This window comes from Pseudoduganella sp. jia 9, assembly GCF_055502615.1.
Genome location: NZ_JBUPWE010000005.1, coordinates 342,089 through 361,418, shown reverse-complemented (window position 1 = coordinate 361,418; position 19,330 = coordinate 342,089). Strand labels below are relative to the sequence as shown.

Here is a 19,330-nt window from a genome sequence, read left to right as displayed (position 1 = left end):
CCGCTGTCCCAGTCGTTCACATGCCCCGTGAACCCCAGCGTCGGCACCACGCCCGCAGCGGTATAGCCGTAGGGTTCGTAGGCAGTCCGGCTGATGAGATTGCCCGTGCCGTCCGTCCGGGCCACCGGACTGCCCAGCGCATCGGTGTGGATATACGTGACGTTGACATTCGCGGCGGTCGTCATGGGATCGGCATGGGCCGTCTTCCCGCCGGCACCGCTTGCCGTCCAGGTGCAGTTCGACGGATAGCCTACCCAGGCCGCCAGCGGCGTTATCGAGCGCGAGCCGCTGAGCGCCATCGTTTCGTTGACCTGGTAACCGGTCCCCGATGCCGTGCACACGCGTGACAGCGACGTGGCATTGGTCGTGGACCATTTCATGGTCACGGCCTGGCCGACGACGAGCGCCGGCCGGGTAACGCTGATGGTGGGAAGCGGTGTCGTTGGCGTCGTTGGCGGCGTCGGTGCCGCCGCCGTCGTCATCGTGTGGGTGTAGGTCGTCGTGCCGCTGGCGCCTGTCGCCTTCCAGGTGCAGTTCGACGGGTAATTGACCCAGGCGGCCTGCGGCGTCACCGTGCGTGAGCCATTAACCGCCACCGTTTCGTTCACCGCATAACCGGTGCCGGACGCCGTGCACACGCGCGACAGCGATGTCGCGTTGGACGTCGACCATGCCAGGGTCACCGCCTGGCCAGCGGTCATTGCCGGCAGCGACACCGAAATCGTCGGTTTCGGTTTCGGTGTCGCTGCCGGGGCGGTGACCGTGACCATCGTCTTCGTCGTCGCCCCGAAGCGCAGGTGACGCTCCCACAGCATGCCCCAGTCGTATGCATGGGTACCGGTGGTGGCCGGCGCGGTGACGTTGAAGCTGACGGTGGTGCTGGCGCCGGGAGCCACCGTGGCAGCGCCCATTTCGATCCGCCCCATACCCCAGATGGTGTTGTCGATGGGACTCGACGTGCCCAGCCGGTAGCCATCGGCCTTGACCCAGGTGATGTTCCCGGTATTCTTCAGCGTGACCGATGTGCCGTAGCTCTTCCCGGCCACCATCGAGGTGGGCACGGAAAGCGCCGTGATCTGCGCATTGTGGATGGGGGCCGGTACCACGACGGCAACGGTTCGTCGAAACGTCTGGCCAAACCAGCGTACGTGCTCCACCAGCATCTGGTAGACGAAATCGTAATTGCCGGGGGTGGCGGGAGCCTTGACGCTGAAGGCGAAGGTGAAACTGGCCCCCGGCGCGATCGTGCGGCCGCCCAGGTCGATCCGGCCGACACCGAACTGGTTGCCGGCAGCAAGGTAGCCGAGCCGGTAGGGCTGGACGGCGGCCTGGCGCCAGCTCGTGTTGCCGGTGTTTTTCATCGTGACCGACACGTCATACCACTTTCCGGCCTCCATGCTGGATGGGACCGAGTAACTGGTCACCGCCGCATCGTCGTAGGGATCGTCGCCTTCGCCCGGCGGCGCCTGCACGTTCGGCGCAGGCAGCGTTTGCGCCTGGGCAGTGGCGCCGCCCCCTACCGCCACGCACAGCATGAGTGCCATCAGCAGGCCAAGCACGAATTCGAGCCACGTCGAGTGGCCCGCGCCGGCGTCGGCGCGGCGGGATTGGGGCGCGCGCATCATTTCACCTCCGCGATCGCGTGGTTGTGCAGATAGACGTAGCGGGTGGCCGATTGCGTGCCAACCGTCGAATACAGCAATTGACCGGCCTGGCTGTAGACCTGCACGCGGTTATGGCCGTCCGTGCCGACAATGCTGACGCGTCGTCCCAGGCCGTCGTACTGGTACGTGGCGAGATTCTTCGCAGCCGTCATGCGGTTGGCGAGGTCGAACGTGTAGACCTGCGCGCCACGCGCGGTGATGTTGCCGCGGGCATCGTAGCCATAGGCGAAAGTGAATTTCGCCGGCCCACCGCTGACGGCTTTGAGCCGGTTGGTGCCGGCATCGATGGCCAGCAGCGTATTGCGCGCATTGGCGCCGGCCGACACCGATACGGCGGTCAGGTTGTCCTGCGCGTCATAGCGGTAGGTGGCGGTTCCCCACAGGCTGGACGCGGTCACGCTTTTCAGCCGGTCCAGGCCGTCATACTGCATGGTGCGGCTGGTATTTGCTCCCGCCCCATCGGCAATGCCGCTGACATTGCCGTTCCCGTCATATGAATAGGTGTCCTTCAACACCGCGCCATCGCTTGCCGCGAGCGGCAGGCCGCGCGTGTTTTGCGTGAGCCTGCGGACGATATTGTTACCGTAGACGAAACCGGCGATCGCCCCGCTCGGGTGATACGTGACGTTGGTAGCGTAGCTCCCCACCCTGGTCGGTTCGCCGAGCGCATTGGGCGCGTATCGATGGTGAGGCTGTTGGCGGGATACGCCAGTTTCGCGGCCGAGCCGTTGGCGTCGTATCCGCGGTCGATGTCGTACACGCGCGCGCCATAGGCCAGGCTCTCCCGTTCGAGCAGGCGGCGCTTGTTGTAGGTATAGGTCCATTTCGCGCCGTTCGACGTGATCGTTTCCGGCAGGCCGTCGGCCGTCCAGGTCCGCGTGACCGGCGGGCTGCCGTCGCCGAACGTCGATGCCGTCATGCGGTTGCGCTTGTCATAGCCGAAGGTGGTGCGCGATGCGGTCATGGCTTTCGCCGTGGCCGTGTCACAACTGCCCGCCGAAGCCAGGGCCGCGCCGGTCACGCGCCACTCGATGTTGTTCGCGGCATCGTAGGCCTGCACCGTTGCGCCGGCTTCCGGCTCGATGGTCTTGCACAGGCGCTCATTGGCGTCGTACACATAGCTGCGCGTGACGCTCGAATTGGCGCCGCTGCGAACGATGGTCTTCGCCTTGCCGAACAGATCGCGCGCGATGGCGACCGTCACGTTCTCCGGCATGGCAAGCCTGGCCAGGGCGCCGTCGTCGGGATCGTCGAAGGCCTGGTATTCATGGGTAGTCTGGTTGCCGCGGGCATCGATCTTCGTGGTCCTGAAACCGGCATCGTAGGAATTGCTGGTGTACAGGCTGCCAAGCTCGCTGTCGGCTGTCGTGCCGGTAATGCGGCCCAGGCCATCGTAGGAAGTCGATATCCCGCCGCCCAGCGTTTCATGGCTGCGCTGCGGATACGATTCGAACGTGGTGCGGCCCGCGTGGTCGTGGCGCTGGCGCGTGATGCGGAAGGTATTTGCCTTGTCGCCGCTGTCCCAGCGCTCGACGAACACAGGGCGCCATAGTGCGTCGAAGTAGGTCCTGGCATGTCCGTTGCCGGTCGAGACCAGCTGCTGCCAATGGCCGGCCGGCAAGCCGTTCTGGCTGCTGGTGGCGCGGGTGAACGAGATGCCCGTGGCGGCCCAGGCTACCGTATCGCCCGCAGGATAGGTAATCGATGCGATACGCCCCATCGCATCGTAGCCAAAGGCCGTCGTCGATCCGGCCTCGTTGGTCAGCGACGTTATCCGGCCCAGGTTGTTCACCACGGCACTCTCGCTCCTGCCGTCCGCATAGCCGATGTTCTGGGCGATGCCGCGCTTGTAGTTGCTGAACGTGGTTGTCTGCCGGGCGCCATCCGACAGCGTTTGCAATGTGCCGTCGGCATGATAGGTCATCGACCGTTGCAGGCTGCCGAAGCTGCTGACGCTGGAGAGCGCGGCCGTGGCGGGATCGTAGGTATGCCTGGTCATCGGCTTGCCCTCCACCGTCACCTCCCCGACCTGCCCGATCACCCACTTCGACAGGTTGTTGTCGTAGGTGGTCTTTTCCTTGCGCGAGAAACCCAGGCTGCTCGATCTGGTCACTTCGGTCGGATGAGCGAATGCATCGAAGGTGCTCGCCTCCCAGGTGAACTCCTCGCCTTGCTGCGAGGTGACCCGCCGGTCCACCTCCATGACCTGGGCCGACAGGTAGCCATCGCCGCGCGGCTGCAGGCTCACCCCGAAAGGGGCGACTGCGGCGCGATAGTGCATCGTGATCGAGCGGAGAACGTCGCCGGAACCGCTGGCCACTTCCTTTTTTTGCAGCTGGCCTTCGGTTTCGCGGGACAGGGTGCCGAACGTGTGCTCGGTAATGTCTCCGCCGGGGTTGGTGACGCGGACGGTTTTCTCGGCTAGGCAGGCGCTGCATGGTGCCCAGCTCGACTTCGCCTCCGGATACTGCGTGGTCCATGTCAGCGTATCGAGACCGGGTCCGCCCAGTTGCTTGCTCGTCAGCGCATAGGTGTCGAACAAGCGTGGGTACGTGGCCGTGTACGTTTGCGCCATCACATCGAATCGGCAATTGTTTTGTACGCCGGCACGGCCGTGGCGGGTCGGGGTCAATGTAAATGTGCCGGTTGCCCCGGAAGGGTGCCGCATGGATCCGCTTGCGGCGGTGTCATAAACGATCCCGGGGCCGTCACAGTTGCCGTCTCCCTGGTACGCAAGCCCGACGGCGAGCGGGCTTGCTCCGGCAAGCTGCCATGCCGAGCCGTCCGGTAACGTAACGGTATTGAGCCGGGCTGCGAGGCCGGAGCCGCTGTAGCTGTAGGTCCAGGTTCGCGTACCGTCGGACACGCTTTTCACGGCAGGATTGGTCGAGCCAGGACTGACGTACGTCAATGTCAGCGTCCTTGGGCTGCCCGCTGCATCGGTTCCCACAATGGACTTGAGCTGCCATTTGTTCGCCGTGTCATAGGTATAGCTGACCTTGTTGCCGAAACGATCCGTGATGACCGTTGGCAGGATCCAGACTTCCACGCGGTTCAGTTGCGGGCTTGCGACTATTTCCTGTGGCAGGTTGGTATCGATTCCGGCACTGGCATCGCCTTGCGGGTCGGGTGCCATGCCCATACTCGGCGCCAGTGACGATTTCTGCATCGCGGGCAGCGAGCGCGTCGCCAGCCAGTCGAACTGGTACTGCGTGCCGTCGGGGGAGACGGCAACGAAACCCTCTCCCGTGGCGCCATTGCTGGCGGCCAGCGAGGGCAGGCAGCGGATCTGCCAGTTATTGCGTGTCACGAGCGGATATGCGGCGGTGGGATTACCGGCGGGTGCGGCAATGTAGGACGCCGTACGCACCAGCATTTCCTGGTCGCCCTGGCCGGGGATGTAGAGGAAACTGCCGTGCCAGTATTCGGTGCCAATCCAGGAAGCGGTGCCGCCGCTTGCGGGCGTGGAAATCGTTGGCGGAACGCCGAAACTCGAGCAGCGAGCGCCGGTCCCGTGGGGATTGGTCCAGCCTTTTGCCGATGAAAATATGCCGTGCAGATGCGGAATTTCGAGATCCCAACCGCCAAACAAGGTGCCCGTCTTCGCTTCCTGCCCTGCCACCAAGCGACGTCCGACGGACACCGGAATCGTGCTGTTTCCGGGGAGGCTGACGTCAGTCTGGGAGAACTCGAGCGTCCCCGTATAAAGATTGACCTTGTCGCCGAACAGGTCGTCACCGAGCCTGATGACGGCGTTCGGCGCGCGAATCAGCTTGTTCTGCTCACTGTACGACGTAACGGTTTGCGCGTGCGACGGTACGGCCGCGACGATCGCCAGGATTGTCAGGCCGCGCCGTGCCTCGACTCCAAATTCGGTCCGCTGGAACCTCATACATGCCTCCCTCAGTGATTTCGCTGAGGACGAGAGTTCCATTCTTTTGGCTCATCAATATTGACAATTGCCAAGAGGAAAGAATTGCGAGCTTCTTTCCTGCCCAGGGATGCATGCGCGCAACACCGGTGCAGCAACTCGCCACACGGCAGAGCCACCTGACCATTTTTCAGGCGAAAAAAAAGCCGGCTCCAGGGAGCCGGCTAAATCCAATTCTCAGAAAGAAGTGGAGGAGACGGGAGTGATTATGATGCGCTGCCGCATATTGATCTACTTTATTTTAAGAATGCCCATCATTCCACTTGTGAATATCACGGATTCTTGACGCAATTGACCACGGTGTCGGCCCGGTCGGCATCGCCCATGATGCCGGCGCCATTGGTCACCGTGCAGGTCTGGTTGAGCGGCTGCTGGAAGACCGTAATGCCGTAAGACGAGCCCACAGGAATGCCCGAGAAACTGGTTCCCGCCGCGGCGGCGGTCACTTCCTGGACAGTCGAACCGTTAATGAGCTGCAACCTGGCATCGGTGGCCGCTGCTTCGGTCAGGCCCTTGACGACCACCACGACCGAGCGCACATTCTGCGTGCAGCGCAGCGCGACGGCGACCGATTCCATGCGGCCGGCGACGCCTGCCGAGCTCTGCGGGTTGCAGGTCATGAACTGCGGCTGGGTCTTCACCACCACGTTGTAGTTGCTGCCGTATTCGACGGTTTTCGGGAAGCTGAACGTGGTGGCGCCGACCGGGATGGAAATCTCGTCGTCGCCATTGGCCAGGACCAGGCCCGGATTTTTCAGGGGCTCGGGATTGCCCACCGAGTCATAGAGGCCGCCGGTGATCGTGAATTCCGACTTGCCGCCGCAGCCAGCCAGTGCCAGTGCAGCCGCCAGCACCGCCGTGCCAAGGTATGTTGCTTTCATCTAATTCTCCAAATAGGGCGGTGTTCAGGACGCGCGTGGAACGCACGCGACCGCGAGGTTCAACTTGTCGCCGGACGGCATGATGCCGGTAGGATTGTCCACGGTGCAGGCCAGGCCTTCGGGCTGCTGCAGCACCGTCACGCCGTAGGCGGCGCCGTCGTACACGTTGCCGGGGAAGACAAAGTTCGTGCCGGTCTCGGGACGGATCGTCACGGTCATGTTGCCCAGGGCTAGTACCAGCTGGTCCTGCGTCAGGCCGCTGACGGTGCCACCCAGCTTGTAGCTGTTGGTTTCGCAATAGACCTGTGCCCGCAGCGCGCTGTAGTAGTTGGCCTTGACATTCTTGCCGGAAGCTTCGTCCACGCGGCAGACGGCAGCCGTCGGCTGCGTCACGACTTCGATGTTGATCGTGGAATCCTCGGCGATCAGGTTCGGGAAATACACCTGCGTACTGCCCAGGGACACTTCCACGGTCTGGTCGCCGTTCTTCAGCACCAGGCCTGGCTTGGTCAGGCCGTTCACGGTGACCAGCAGCGTCAGGTTGCCGTTGTCGTCGCCGCCGCAGCCGGCCAGCATCGCGGCGCACAGCGCGCCTGCGGTTGCGCGCGCATACATACTCTTCATAACAATAACCATCTCCAAATTGATCGGGGCGAATGCCGGGCGGCGGCTGAACCGGCAGCTTCGGGGCCGGGCCGACGGGTGATGCAGCTGGGCCGGAAGCGGCGTGTACTGAGCCGGAAGCGGCGCCTATTTTAGTGCATTTGGCAAGCCCCGGCGCGCAAAATCCTTGTAACGACCTGTGTCAGGCCCGTGCCATGGCCGCGCATTCAAGGCACGCGCGCGATGGCGCAGGTCGAGATGCGTCCCTGCAGGTGGCAGCGGTTGCGGACGTTGCCGTCGCGGTCATGGACTTCCACCTGCCAGGCATCCGGCCCCGTGCGTTCCATCGTCATGAAGCCGAAGCCGCCTTGCCACACGCTGAAGTGCGCGATCTCGGCGCCGGGTGCCGGCTGCACGGCGGAGACCTCTTCCGGCAGCGGCACCACATCTTCCAGCGTGCCGGAAAAGCCGGCCACGAACTGGCTTGGATGATCGGTCCTGAAGCTGAGCTGTTGCCACATATGCACGTGGCCGGACAGCAGCGCCTGCACGCGCGGCGGCAGCAGCATCGGGTTGACGGAGCCGAAGCTTTGCTGCAGCCCGGCGTCGCCCAGTTCCAGCCGCAACTGGCTGGCCTTGTCGAGGCCGGCGCCGAAGCCCAGCACCGGATGGTGGTTCGCCAGCAGGTTCCAGGTACTGCGCCGCGACAGCGCCTCGCTCTGCAGGTAGGCGTCGCGATAGCGGGCAAAGCCGGTGTCGCCGGGCTTCAGGCCGCGCCATGACGTGGCCGCCGTATCCACCACGATCAGTTGCGCATCGCCGCCCAGCGGCACCGCATACGGATCGCTGTAGTCGCCGATGGCGTCGTCGGCCTGCGCATTGCAGTCGCGTCCTGCCTGCAGCGGGCGGGGATCGAGGAAGCGCCACCAGCCCTGGCCGGCCCGCGCGCAGCTTTCATGGTTGCCCCGCACCATGACCCATGGCGCGGCGCGCAGCAGCGGTTCGGCGGGACGGAAGAAGTCCTCGCGCCACGTATCCCAGCCATAGCCCCACGGGCTGCCAGCGCAGCCGGCATTGCCGTCCGGGCAAGGATTTTCCCGGTAGTGGTAGTCGCCCACATGGATCACGAGATCCGGCTGCCAGCGGGCCGCGGCCGCCGTCACGCTGGCGAACGGGAACTGCTCGGGGTCGTTGCAGGCTTGCCAGGCATGGTCGGCCTTCTTCAGCCGGCAGCCGGTGTCGCCGATGACGACGATGCGCCGCGCCTCGTGCCCTGGCAACGGCAGTTCGATGCCGGCCAATGCGGCTTTCTGCGTGCCGGCCGGCAGCGGCGCTTCGCATGCCAGCACCGGGAAGGCCGACGGCTTCGAATCCGCCGGGCTCGACGCGGTAGGCCGTTGCGCAATCGTGGCGGGCGCGGCGCGTACCGCCATCGGTACCGGCCTGCCATCGATGTCCAGCGTGGGGCAGGCCGTGGCCGCGGTGATCACGCGCGCCGTCGCCGCACCATCCTCGCCCAGCACTACCCAGGTCGACAGAACGTCCGGCGGCAGCGGCGCGGTGGCGCAGCCGGCCAGGATGGCGGCTGCCAGCAGCGTGCAGGAAGTGAACACTGGACGCGCGAAGCATGAAGGGTTGAGACGCATGATGACCCCTGAACGATGACAGTCCGCTAATTTAGCACCATCCAAATACCGATGCGATAGCAGGCCGGCCTTTCGGGCCCGGCCATGCGACAATGACGCCATGAACGACATCGCACGACCCAAAGCCATCCTGTTCGACCTGGACGATACGCTGTGGCCGATCGGCCCGGTGATCGCCGAAGCGGAACTGGCCCTGCACGCCTGGCTCGCCGAGCACGCGCCGAAGGTGGCGCAGACCTTCACGATCGAAGAATTGCGGGAACGCCGCATGGCGCTGCTGGCCGAAAAGCCCGAGCATCACCTGGACCTGATCGGCCTGCGCCGCGCCGCACTGGAAGCCGCATTCAACCACGTGGGCGAAGACCTGGCCCGGCTCGACGGGGCGATCACGCATTTCACGGCGGCGCGCAATACGGTGAACCTGTACCACGACGTGCTGCCCGGCCTGCAGCGGCTGGCCGAAAAGGTCACGCTGGGATCGGTCTCGAACGGCAATGCCGATCTTGAAGTCATCGGTCTCGCCCACCATTTCAAGGTATCGCTGGCAGCCAGCCGTTTCGGCAAGGCGAAACCGGATCCCGGCATCTTCCTGGCGGCGTGCGAAGCGCTCGGCGTGGCGCCGCACGAAACCGTGTACGTGGGCGACGACCTGCGCCTCGACGTGGAAGGCGCGCAAAAGGCGGGCCTGAAGGCGGTGTGGATGAACCGCACCGGCAGCACCGCGCACCTGGAAGCGGGCATCGTTCCCGATGCGATTTGCCGCGATGTGGGCGAGCTGATTGCGTGGCTGGAACAACAGTTAGCCGATTGAATTCCCGGCGCGCTCCCGGCGGTGCATAATGAGTCCCTAGCCTGTGCTGTGAACCGATCATGCAACTCGATACCCGTGCCCAAACCCTGCTCAAAGCCCTCGTAGAGCGCTACATCGCCGACGGCCAGCCCGTCGGCTCGCGTGCGCTGTCGAAGATTTCCGGCCTTGACCTGTCGCCGGCCACGATCCGCAACATCATGGCCGACCTGGAAGAGCTCGGCTATGTCGCCAGTCCCCACACCTCCGCCGGCCGCGTACCCACGCCGCGCGGCTACCGCATCTTCGTCGACACGCTGCTGACCGTGCAGCCGATGGACGAACGCGCCGTCGAGTCCAAACTGCGCGGGCAGTCGCAGCCGCCGCAGAAACTGATCGCCAATGCGGCGCAGATGCTGTCGTCGCTGTCGCAGTTCGCCGGCGTGGTGATGAGCCCGCGCCGCGAATCGGTGTTCCGGCAGATCGAATTCCTGCGCCTGGGCGAGAAACGCATCCTGCTCGTGATCGTCGCACCCGGCGGCGACGTGCAGAACCGGCTGCTGCTGACGGACGTCGACTACACGCCGTCGCAGCTGCAGCAGTCGGCCAACTTCATCAACCAGCACTACAGCGGCCTGGCCTTCGACGAAGTGCGCACCCGCATGCAGGGCGAACTGCGCCAGCTGCGCGACGACATGGGCCGCCTGATGCAGGCGGCGGTGGAGGCGGGCAGCGAAGCGATGGCCGATACCGGCGAGGACATGGTGATTTCCGGCGAACGCAATCTGCTGTCGGTCAGCGACCTGTCATCGAACATGACGTCGCTGCGCCAGATGTTCGACATGTTCGAGCAGAAGACCGGCCTGATGCAGTTGCTGGACGTGTCGTCGAAAGCGTCCGGCGTGCAGATCTTCATCGGCGGCGAATCGACCCTGGTGCCGCTGGACGAGATGAGCGTGGTCACCGCGCCGTACGAAGCCAATGGGCGCATCGTCGGCACGCTCGGCGTGATCGGGCCGACCCGGATGGCGTACGAACGGGTGATCCCGATCGTGGACATCACGTCGCGGCTGCTGTCGAACGCCTTGAGCCAGGGATGAAAAAACGGCCCTTGCGGGCCGTTTGCTTTCAGGCGTTCAGTGCCGGTGCGGGCACTTGTCCTTCGTGCAACTGCCGTAGATCGCCAGCGCATGCTCGGCGATCTTGAAGCCGCGTTCGGCGGCGATGCGCTGCTGGCGCGCTTCGATTTCCTCATCGACGAATTCCTCGACGCGGCCGCAATCGAGGCACACGAGGTGATCGTGGTGGGAACCCTCGTTCAGTTCGAAGATCGCCTTGCCGCTTTCGAAGTGATTGCGGTTCAACAGGCCTGCCTGTTCGAACTGCGTCAGCACGCGATAGACGGTGGCGAGACCGACGTCCATATTGTCGGCCAGGAGGATCTTGTAGACATCTTCGGCCGTCAGGTGGCGCACGGCACTGTTCTGGAAGATGTCGAGAATCTTCAGGCGCGGCAGGGTCGCCTTCAGGCCGCTGGCCTTCAGGTCGGTAGGGCTGTTACTCATGTTCGGTGGTCGGTTTAGGCTAGAGTGCTTTATGATATAGCGTTTCGGCACTTCCGCTCAATCGATTTGAGGTCACTTATGCGCGTCACCCAAGCGTCACCGTCGTCTGTCCTGCCTGCTGTCTTGCCAGTAATGAAACAGCGGAAGTCCCGCGTGCCCCTGTTTGCGGCGGCCTGCGTGGCACTCGCACTGGGCGGCTGTGCCGGCAAGACCGTGCTGGGGCCCAAGGAAGGCGCGCAGGTGGCGGAGCAGGCCAATCCCGTAGTCGATCCGGCGCAGGGCGCGGTGACCACCAAGGCATCGCAGATCCAGCGCTTCATGTGGTTCTTCTCGCCATACCGTCCGGATATTCAGCAAGGCAACTTTGTTTCGAAGGAAATGTTGGCGCAACTGAAACCCGGCATGACGCGCGACCAGGTGCGCTTCATCATGGGCTCGCCGCTGCTGAACGATATCTTCCACGAGAACCGCTGGGACTATCCGTTCCGCTTTGCCCGCGGCGACGGCGAACTGACGACGAGCAGCGTCGTCTTGCATTTCGACAAGGAAGGCAAGCTGGAACGCTTCGAAGGCGGCGAACTGCCGACGGAACGCGAATACATCGCCCGCATCGCCGGCCCGATCCGGCAATTCCAGAAGGACGAGAAGCGCAACAGCGAAAACCAGCCGGCCGCCCAGCGCGCGCCGCTGCCGAGCGGCCAGGATTCCGGCAACCGCAACCCGGTCGAAGTCAGCACGCCGCCAGCCGGCCAGTAAGCCCACCGGGGCACGGATCGAACGAACCACAAGAACAACAGGATTTACATATGACCACTCTGAACATCGCCATCGCCGGTGCCGGCGGCCGCATGGGCCGCATGCTGGTGGAAGCCGTGCTGAACGCCGACGACCTGCGCCTGTCCGGCGCGCTCGGCATTGCCGGCAGCGACGGCCTGGGCCAGGATGCCGCGGCGTTCCTCGGCAAGGCATCCGGCGCGATCGTCACCGCCGACCTGGCCGAAGGCCTGCAGGGCGCGGACGTGCTGATCGACTTCACCCGCCCCGAAGGCACGCTGCAGCACGCCGAATACTGCGCCGCGCACGGCATCAAGCTGGTCATCGGCACCACCGGCTTCGACGATGCGGGCAAGGCCGCGCTGAAGGCCGCCGCGGACAAGACCGCGATCGTGTTCGCACCGAACATGAGCGTGGGCGTCAACGTCACGCTGAAGCTGCTGGAACTGGCCGCGAAAAGCCTGTCCACCGGCTACGACATCGAAATCATCGAGGCGCACCACCGTCACAAGGTCGATGCGCCGTCCGGCACCGCGCTGAAGATGGGCGAAGTGATCGCCGATGCGCTGGGCCGCGACCTGAAGGAATGCGCCGTGTACGGCCGCGAAGGCGTGACCGGCGAGCGCGATCCGTCGACGATCGGCTTCGCGACGATCCGCGGCGGCGACATCATCGGCGACCATACCGTGCTGTTCGCCGGCACCGGCGAGCGCATCGAGATCAGCCACAAGTCCAGCAGCCGCGCCGGCTACGCGCAAGGCTCGCTGCGCGCCTCGCGCTTCCTGGCCGACAAACAGACCGGCATGTTCGACATGTACGACGTGCTGGGCCTCAACGGCTGATGTCGCGCAGCTGACATGGAGCACTTCACGTTCGCTGGGTACTGGGAACGGGGCGATGCGATCAGTCACGCGATCGCCTGGCTGCTGCTGGCAATGTCGCTGGCAAGCTGGTTCTTCATCCTGTCGAAAGGGGTGATGGCATGGCGGGTGCGCCGCAGCGCGCACGTGGTGCAGCGCTTCTGGGATGCGCCCACGCTGGCCGATGGCGTGGCCGTGGTATCGGCGGGCGACCCGGAAGGCATCTACCTGGCGCTGGCCGAGCAGGGCGCGGTGCCGGCACTGCAAGGCAGGGAGCAAGGGAAAGCCGGTTCGCTCGGCACCTCGGTCGGCCGTTCCGAACAGGTCACGCGGCTGTTGCGCGATGCGATCCACCGCTCCACCGTGCGGCTGGAGTCGGGCCTGACGCTGCTGGCGTCGATCGCCTCCACCGCGCCGTTCGTCGGCCTGCTGGGCACCGTGTGGGGCATCTACCATGCGCTGGCGGCCGTGTCGTCGTCCGGCAGCGTGGAGATCGACAAGGTGGCCGGTCCCGTCGGCGAAGCACTGATCATGACGGGCGTGGGCCTCATGGTGGCGATCCCCGCCGTGCTGGCCTATAACGGCTTCAACCGCGTCAACCGCCTGACGCTCTCCGAGCTCGACGCGTTCGCCCACGACCTGCACGCCTACCTGACGAAGACCTGAGATGGCATTCGGCGCCTTCAACCATCACCGGCAAAAGGAAGCGATGGCCGACATCAACGTCACGCCGATGGTGGACGTGATGCTGGTGCTGCTGGTGATCTTCATCCTGGCCGCGCCGATGTTTACCCATGCGGTGAAGCTCGACCTGCCGAAGGCGCAGGCCTCCGGCGCGCCGCAGCCGGCCGACGCCGTGAAGATCTCGATCGATGCCGCCGGCACCGTGTTCTGGAACGATGAAGCAGTGCGGCCCGAGGAATTGGCGCAGCGCCTGGCCGCGGCGGCGCGGCGCGAGCCGCAACCCGAACTGCAATTGCGCGCCGACCGCGCCACCCGCTACGAAGCGGTGGCACAACTGATGGCGGCGGCGCAGCAGGAAGGCTTGACGAAGCTGGTCTTCGTCACCGACCCGAAAGAAGAAGCAAAGGAACAACGATAATGGCCAGCGTACTCCTGGATGGCGCGGCGATCCGCGCCGAAGAAGATTTTCATGCCGCCAGCCGCGCGGCATTCGGTTTCAACGACCACGTGGCCGCCACGATGGATTCATGGATCGACGCGCTGTCCTATCTGCGCGACGACGAAGGCATGACGAAATTCCGGCTCAAGCCGAACGAAGTGCTGGAGATCGTCGTCGCGAACGCCGCCGCGATGAAGGCGGCGGTGCCGGACTTGCTGGAAGAGATCGCGTTCTGCATCGGCGGCATCAACGAGCGCTACGAGGACTATGGCGAGAAGCCGGCGCTGAAGCTGGTGCTGAAGTAGAGCCCTGGTGCAGCACGCTTTTCGCTGAGCGGGAAGATGTGCTGCACCGGCGGTGCGTGACGCTTACTGCGCCTTTTCCCCGGGCGCCAGGGTCAGCACGTCGAAGCCGGTCGCCGTCACGGTCACCATGTGCTCCCACTGCGCCGACAGCGAGCGGTCCGCGGTCACCACGGTCCAGCCGTCCGGCAGGGAGCGGGTCTGGTGCTTGCCGGCGTTAATCATCGGCTCGATCGTGAAGATCATGCCCGGTTCCAGCTTCAGCCCCATGCCAGGGCGCCCATAGTGCAGCACCTGCGGGTCTTCGTGGTACACCATGCCGATACCATGGCCGCAGTAGTCGCGCACGACGGAAAATCCGGCGCTTTCGGCCAGCGACTGGATCGCATGGCCCACGTCGCCCATCGTGGCGCCCGGCTTCACGGCGCGGATGCCGGCCCACATGGCGTCGTACGTCACTTCGCACAGCTTGCGGGCCGCCTTGCTGACATTGCCCACGTAGTACATGCGGCTGGTGTCGCCGAACCAGCCATCCTTGATCACGGCTACGTCGATGTTGATGATGTCGCCATCCTTCAGCACCTTCTTCGGCGACGGAATGCCGTGGCAGACCACTTCGTTGACGGAGGTGCAGACCGTCTTGGTGAAGCCGGCATAGCCTACGTTGGCCGGGATCACCTGCAGCACGTTGACGATGTAGTCGTTGCACAGCTTGTCCAGGTCTTCGGTGCTCACGCCCGGCTTCACGTGCGGGCCGATCATCGTCAGCACGTCCGCCGCCAGCTGGCCGGCGATGCGGGAGCGTTCGACCTGTTCCGGCGACTTGATCAGGATGGCGTCGCTGTTCTTCTTACGCATCGTGCAGCGCCTCCCCTTTCACGGGCGTCAGCCGCAGCGGGCCCTGGCCCGTATCGCCGCGCAGCAGCAGCTGGCACAGTTCGCTGTAGTTCAGGTCGGGATTGGTTTCGGCCAGCAGGCCGATGCGCAGCCAGTGCTCGGCCTGCGCATTGATCGAGCGGCTCAGCGCGCCGCTGGCGATGCGCAGGTTTTCATGCATCTGGTCGGAGATTTTAACGATACCCATGTTGTCCTTAATATACGTTCTATATATGGAGCGTATATTAGCACAGCTTGAGCAATCGATATACGTTTCGTATATCGAACGTATCGGCCCGAGGGACAGGCGTATCAGCGCACGGCTTGTGCGTCGAAGTGCGGGTTGTGGATCAGGCCGAGGACATTGCCGAACGGATCGGCCAGTTCGGCGACCTTGATGCCGTCGCCGACGTCCTGGATGGCCGAATGCGTCGTCGCGCCCAATGCGATGATGCGCTGTACCTCGGCGTCGATATCGTCCACGCCCCAGTAGACCTCTACGCCAGTCTTGCCGGGCTCGCTCTTCGGCGTCAGCCCCAGTTCGAAGCCACCGATCGCATAGCCGACGTAGAACGGCTGGTCGAAATAGGGCGCGGTGCCGAACACCTCGGTGTACCAGGCTTTCGCGGCGGCCAGGTCGGATACGGGATAGATGGCGGTGCGCAGGCCGTTGATCATGATGCTCTCCTTCGGGTTGTCGATCGCGCCATCATGCCACCGGCGCCGGGCGGTGGATTGTAAAAATGGAAGGTCACAAGCTGCCCGGCGTGCCATCGGCAAAATCGCGGAAGTCCCGGATCAGGTGCGACTGGTCGAAATACCCGCATTCGGCGGCCAGCGCCGCCAGGTCGCCGCAGTGCCGCGGATCGCGCAGCAGTGCGGTGGCGCGGCGGAACCGGCAGATCCGGGCAAACAGTTTTGGCGGGATGCCCACCTGCTGGCGGAATTGCAGGGCGAGATGCTGGCGCGAGACGCGCAGGCTATCCGCCAGCGCCTCGACGGTTACCGCGCCGTGCGAGGCTTCGATGGCCGCCACCGCGCGCATCCCGAGCGGACCCGCGGGCATGTGGCCGGTCGCGGTGGCCATGTCGGCCAGCCGCCCCAGCAAGGCCTTCTCGATGAGCCCCAGCCGCTGCGCGTCGGCCAGATCGTCGGTCCACAGTGCGTCGTCGAGCCGGTCGGCCAGGGAGCGGCCCCACAGTTCGGCCAGGCCGGCCCGGGCATCGGTGAGCGGGTGCAGCGGGATGCCGAGAAAAGCGCCTGCCGCCCCGGGCCTGAACCGCACGGCCACCGTGCGCACCGGCCGGGCAGCCGGGACCAGGATCGAGGTGCTCATCATGCCGACCGCATAGGCTTGCCGGCCATCGTCCTGCCACAGGATGTCCACGCAATTGTCCGGCAGGACGCGGTGCACGTGCGGGGCCGCGGCCGATACGGGCGCCGCCACGCGGGCCGTCCACAGGCACGCCACGTGCGCCCGCAAGGCCGGATGCGGCGGATACTCCCGGTAGATCAACGCGCGGCGCTCCCGTGGCCGCCGCGCGGCCGCCTGCGCCTCCGCTTGCACATCGGCTTGCACATCCGCTTGCACATCGTCAGGCCGGGCATCTTGAGCTTGTATAATGTCCGGTTCATATCCATTTCACCAATCATCTCAATCTGCATCCATCATGCAAGACAAATATAGTCCCGCCGACGTAGAAAAAGCCGCGCAAGCGCACTGGAAAGCCATCGACGCCTACAAAGCCGTGGAAAACGACCCGCGTTTCCCGAAAGGCAAGTACTACGCCTGCTCGATGCTGCCTTACCCGTCGGGCAAGCTGCACATGGGCCACGTGCGCAACTATACGATCAACGATGTGATGTACCGCTACCTGCGGATGAACGGCTACAACGTGCTGATGCCGATGGGCTGGGATGCGTTCGGCATGCCGGCGGAAAACGCGGCCATGGCGAACAACGTGCCGCCGGCGCAATGGACGTATTCGAACATCGCCCACATGCGCTCGCAGATGGAAATGATGGGCCTGGCCATCGACTGGTCGCGTGAAATGACGGCCTGCAAGCCCGAGTACTACAAGTGGAACCAGTGGATGTTCCTGAAGATGCTCGAGAAGGGCATCATCTACAAGAAAACCGGCACGGTGAACTGGGACCCGGTCGACCAGACCGTGCTGGCCAACGAACAGGTGGTCGACGGCCGCGGCTGGCGTTCCGGCGCGCTGATCGAAAAGCGCGAGATCCCGATGTACTACGCGCGCATCACCGACTACGCCGAAGAGCTGCTCGACTTCGTCGACAACAAGCTGCCCGGCTGGCCCGAGCGCGTGCGCATCATGCAGTCGAACTGGATCGGCAAGTCGACCGGCGTGCGCTTTGCCTTCCCGCACACGATCGCGGGCGACGATGGCCAGCTGATCGGCGACGGCAAGATGTACGTCTTCACCACGCGGCCGGACACGATCATGGGCGTGACGTTCTGCGCGGTCGCGGCCGAGCACCCGCTGGCGACGCATGCAGCGAAGAACAACCCGGAACTGCAAGCCTTCATCGCCGAGTGCAAGATGGGCTCCGTGATCGAGGCCGACATGGCCACGATGGAAAAGAAGGGCATGCCGACCGGCCTGTTCGTCACCCATCCGCTGACCAATGAACAGGTGGAAGTCTGGGTCGGCAACTACGTGCTGATCACCTACGGCGACGGCGCCGTGATGGGCGTGCCGGCGCACGACGAGCGCGACTTCGCGTTTGCCAACAAGTACAACCTGCCGATCAAGCAGGTCATTACGACCGCCGACAATCACGCGTACTCGACCGCCGAATGGCAGGAATGGTACGGCGACAAGGCCGTTTCGATCGTCACCAACTCCGGCAAGTATGACGGCCTGAAATATGCCGATGCCGTCGAAGCCGTCGCCGCCGACCTGGCCGCGCTGGGCCTGGGCGAGAAGAAAGTCACGTTCCGCCTGCGCGACTGGGGCATTTCGCGCCAGCGCTACTGGGGCACGCCGATCCCGATGATCAACTGCGCCGACTGCGGCGCCGTGCCGGTGCCGGAAAAAGACCTGCCGGTGGTGCTGCCGGAAGACTGCGTGCCGGACGGCACGGGCAACCCGCTGAACAAGCATGAAGCCTTCCTGAAGTGCGACTGCCCGCAGTGCGGCAAGCCGGCGCGCCGCGAGACGGACACGATGGATACCTTCGTCGATTCGTCGTGGTATTACATGAAATACACGTCGCCCGGTTCCGAGTCGATGGTCGATTCCCGCAACGATTACTGGATGCCGATGGATCAATACATCGGCGGCATCGAGCACGCCGTGCTGCACCTGCTGTACGCGCGCTTCTGGACCAAGGTGATGCGCGACTTCGGCCTGGTGAAGTTCGACGAACCGTTCGTCAACCTGCTGACCCAGGGCATGGTGCTGAACGAGACCTACTACCGTGAGGAAGCGAACGGCAAGAAGATCTGGTTCAATCCGGCCGACGTGGAACTGACCACCGACGACAAGGGCCGCCCAGTGTCCGCGCTGCTGAAGGAAGACGGCCAGCCGGTGCAGATCGGCGGTACCGAGAAGATGTCGAAGTCGAAGAACAACGGCATCGACCCGCAGGCGCAGATCGAGCAGTATGGCGCCGATACGGCACGCCTGTTCACGATGTTCGCCTCGCCACCGGAGCAGACGCTGGAATGGTCGGGCAGCGGCGTGGAAGGCGCCAACCGCTTCCTGCGCCGGGTCTGGGCTTACGCCTACGCGCAGAAGGACCGCGTGGCCGCCGCCGGCGCCGTGCTCACCGCCACGGCCAGCACCGATGCCGGCAAGACGCTGCGCCGCGAGCTGCACAAGGTGCTGCAGCAGGCCGACTACGACCTGAAGCGCATCCAGTACAACACCGTGGTGTCGGCCTGCATGAAGATGCTGAACACGCTGGAATCGGCCAAGCTGGACGACTCGGCTGAATCGTCGGCCGTGATCTCCGAAGGCCTGTCGATCTTCCTGCGCCTGCTGAACCCGGTGGCGCCGCACATCACGCATGCGCTGTGGTCGGAGCTGGGCTATGCCGCCGCCAGCAAGGACATCCTCGATACCGCCTGGCCGCAGGTCGACCCGGCCGCGCTGGAGCAGTCCGAGATCGAGATGATGATCCAGGTGAACGGCAAGCTGCGCGGTTCCGTGAAGGTGCCGAAGGCGGCCGACAAGGCGGCCATCGAAGCCGCCGCGCTGGCCGAGGAAAGCGTGCAGAAATTCATCGAAGGCACGCCGAAGAAGGTCATCGTGGTGCCGGGCAAGCTGGTCAACATCGTGGTGTAAAGCAT

At 64.6% G+C, this 19,330-nt stretch carries 19 protein-coding genes; 8 read left to right on the top strand and 11 right to left on the bottom strand.

The window, feature by feature from the left end; genetic code table 11:
* From ACY34H_RS08060 to ACY34H_RS08035, 6 genes are all read right to left on the bottom strand, one after another.
* Positions 1-1,625, bottom strand: a 1,625-nt coding sequence (locus tag ACY34H_RS08060) for a COG1361 family protein (protein WP_464976965.1), incomplete at its 3' end; no start/stop codon positions are given.
* A complete protein-coding gene (locus ACY34H_RS08055) occupies positions 1,622-2,176 on the bottom strand; it encodes a hypothetical protein (RefSeq protein WP_464976649.1) in 555 nt (184 codons plus the stop codon). The genes ACY34H_RS08055 and ACY34H_RS08060, both read right to left, overlap by 4 nt.
* Positions 2,173-5,556, bottom strand: coding sequence for an RHS repeat domain-containing protein (locus tag ACY34H_RS08050; protein WP_464976964.1), 3,384 nt, complete (start codon positions 5,554-5,556; stop codon positions 2,173-2,175). Before ACY34H_RS08050 ends, ACY34H_RS08055 begins: the two co-directional genes overlap by 4 nt.
* A 311-nt stretch (positions 5,557-5,867) precedes the next feature.
* Complete coding sequence (locus ACY34H_RS08045) at positions 5,868-6,476, bottom strand: hypothetical protein (protein ID WP_464976963.1); 609 nt, start codon at positions 6,474-6,476, stop codon at positions 5,868-5,870.
* 24 nt (positions 6,477-6,500) lie between these two features.
* Positions 6,501-7,100: a hypothetical protein gene (locus tag ACY34H_RS08040; protein ID WP_464976962.1), complete on the bottom strand. Its 600-nt coding sequence runs from the start codon at positions 7,098-7,100 to the stop codon at positions 6,501-6,503.
* Positions 7,101-7,306: 206 nt separating this feature from the next.
* Positions 7,307-8,725, bottom strand: coding sequence for a metallophosphoesterase family protein (locus ACY34H_RS08035; RefSeq protein ID WP_464976961.1), 1,419 nt, complete (start codon positions 8,723-8,725; stop codon positions 7,307-7,309).
* 100 nt (positions 8,726-8,825) lie between these two features.
* Between ACY34H_RS08035 and ACY34H_RS08030 the strand changes: the two genes are divergently transcribed.
* Positions 8,826-9,536, top strand: a complete 711-nt coding sequence (locus tag ACY34H_RS08030) for an HAD family hydrolase (RefSeq protein ID WP_464976960.1) — start codon at positions 8,826-8,828, stop codon at positions 9,534-9,536.
* Positions 9,537-9,595: 59 nt separating this feature from the next.
* The gene (hrcA, locus tag ACY34H_RS08025; protein WP_464976959.1) at positions 9,596-10,612 is read left to right on the top strand and encodes a heat-inducible transcriptional repressor HrcA; all 1,017 of its coding nucleotides are present in this window, start codon (positions 9,596-9,598) and stop codon (positions 10,610-10,612) included.
* 36 nt (positions 10,613-10,648) lie between these two features.
* Here hrcA and fur read toward each other — a convergent pair whose 3' ends face one another.
* Positions 10,649-11,077 carry a ferric iron uptake transcriptional regulator gene (fur, locus tag ACY34H_RS08020; RefSeq protein WP_464976958.1) on the bottom strand — a complete coding sequence of 143 codons (429 nt, stop codon included), beginning with the start codon at positions 11,075-11,077 and terminating at the stop codon, positions 10,649-10,651.
* 153 nt (positions 11,078-11,230) lie between these two features.
* Here fur and ACY34H_RS08015 point away from each other — a divergent pair, with 153 nt between their 5' ends.
* Genes ACY34H_RS08015 through ACY34H_RS07995 form a run of 5 tightly spaced genes read left to right on the top strand, consistent with a single transcriptional unit; the run spans position 11,231 to position 14,139 of the window.
* Positions 11,231-11,833, top strand: coding sequence for an outer membrane protein assembly factor BamE (locus ACY34H_RS08015; RefSeq protein ID WP_464976957.1), 603 nt, complete (start codon positions 11,231-11,233; stop codon positions 11,831-11,833).
* A 50-nt stretch (positions 11,834-11,883) separates the two neighbouring features.
* On the top strand, positions 11,884-12,693 hold the full coding sequence (gene dapB / locus ACY34H_RS08010; RefSeq protein WP_464976956.1) for a 4-hydroxy-tetrahydrodipicolinate reductase: 810 nt from the start codon (positions 11,884-11,886) through the stop codon (positions 12,691-12,693).
* 15 nt (positions 12,694-12,708) lie between these two features.
* On the top strand, positions 12,709-13,377 hold the full coding sequence (locus ACY34H_RS08005) for a MotA/TolQ/ExbB proton channel family protein (protein WP_464976955.1): 669 nt from the start codon (positions 12,709-12,711) through the stop codon (positions 13,375-13,377).
* A gap of 1 nt (position 13,378) precedes the next feature.
* A complete protein-coding gene (locus ACY34H_RS08000) occupies positions 13,379-13,813 on the top strand; it encodes an ExbD/TolR family protein (protein ID WP_464976954.1) in 435 nt (144 codons plus the stop codon).
* Positions 13,813-14,139, top strand: a complete 327-nt coding sequence (locus ACY34H_RS07995; protein ID WP_464976953.1) for a barstar family protein — start codon at positions 13,813-13,815, stop codon at positions 14,137-14,139. Before ACY34H_RS08000 ends, ACY34H_RS07995 begins: the two co-directional genes overlap by 1 nt.
* Before the next feature lie 63 nt (positions 14,140-14,202).
* Here ACY34H_RS07995 and map read toward each other — a convergent pair whose 3' ends face one another.
* The 4 genes from map to ACY34H_RS07975 all read right to left on the bottom strand — a co-directional run bounded on the left by map (position 14,203) and on the right by ACY34H_RS07975 (position 16,591).
* Positions 14,203-14,994, bottom strand: coding sequence for a type I methionyl aminopeptidase (map, locus tag ACY34H_RS07990; RefSeq protein ID WP_464976952.1), 792 nt, complete (start codon positions 14,992-14,994; stop codon positions 14,203-14,205).
* Positions 14,987-15,220, bottom strand: a complete 234-nt coding sequence (locus ACY34H_RS07985; RefSeq protein ID WP_137314947.1) for a ParD-like family protein — start codon at positions 15,218-15,220, stop codon at positions 14,987-14,989. The genes map and ACY34H_RS07985 overlap by 8 nt, the downstream gene beginning before the upstream one ends.
* Before the next feature lie 104 nt (positions 15,221-15,324).
* A complete protein-coding gene (locus ACY34H_RS07980) occupies positions 15,325-15,690 on the bottom strand; it encodes a VOC family protein (protein ID WP_464976951.1) in 366 nt (121 codons plus the stop codon).
* A gap of 73 nt (positions 15,691-15,763) precedes the next feature.
* Positions 15,764-16,591 (bottom strand): DUF6597 domain-containing transcriptional factor, encoded by an 828-nt coding sequence (locus tag ACY34H_RS07975; protein WP_464976950.1) that lies wholly within the window; start codon positions 16,589-16,591, stop codon positions 15,764-15,766.
* Between the two features lie 91 nt (positions 16,592-16,682).
* Between ACY34H_RS07975 and leuS the strand changes: the two genes are divergently transcribed.
* A complete protein-coding gene (leuS, locus tag ACY34H_RS07970) occupies positions 16,683-19,325 on the top strand; it encodes a leucine--tRNA ligase (protein WP_464976949.1) in 2,643 nt (880 codons plus the stop codon).
* Positions 19,326-19,330 lie beyond the last annotated feature (5 nt).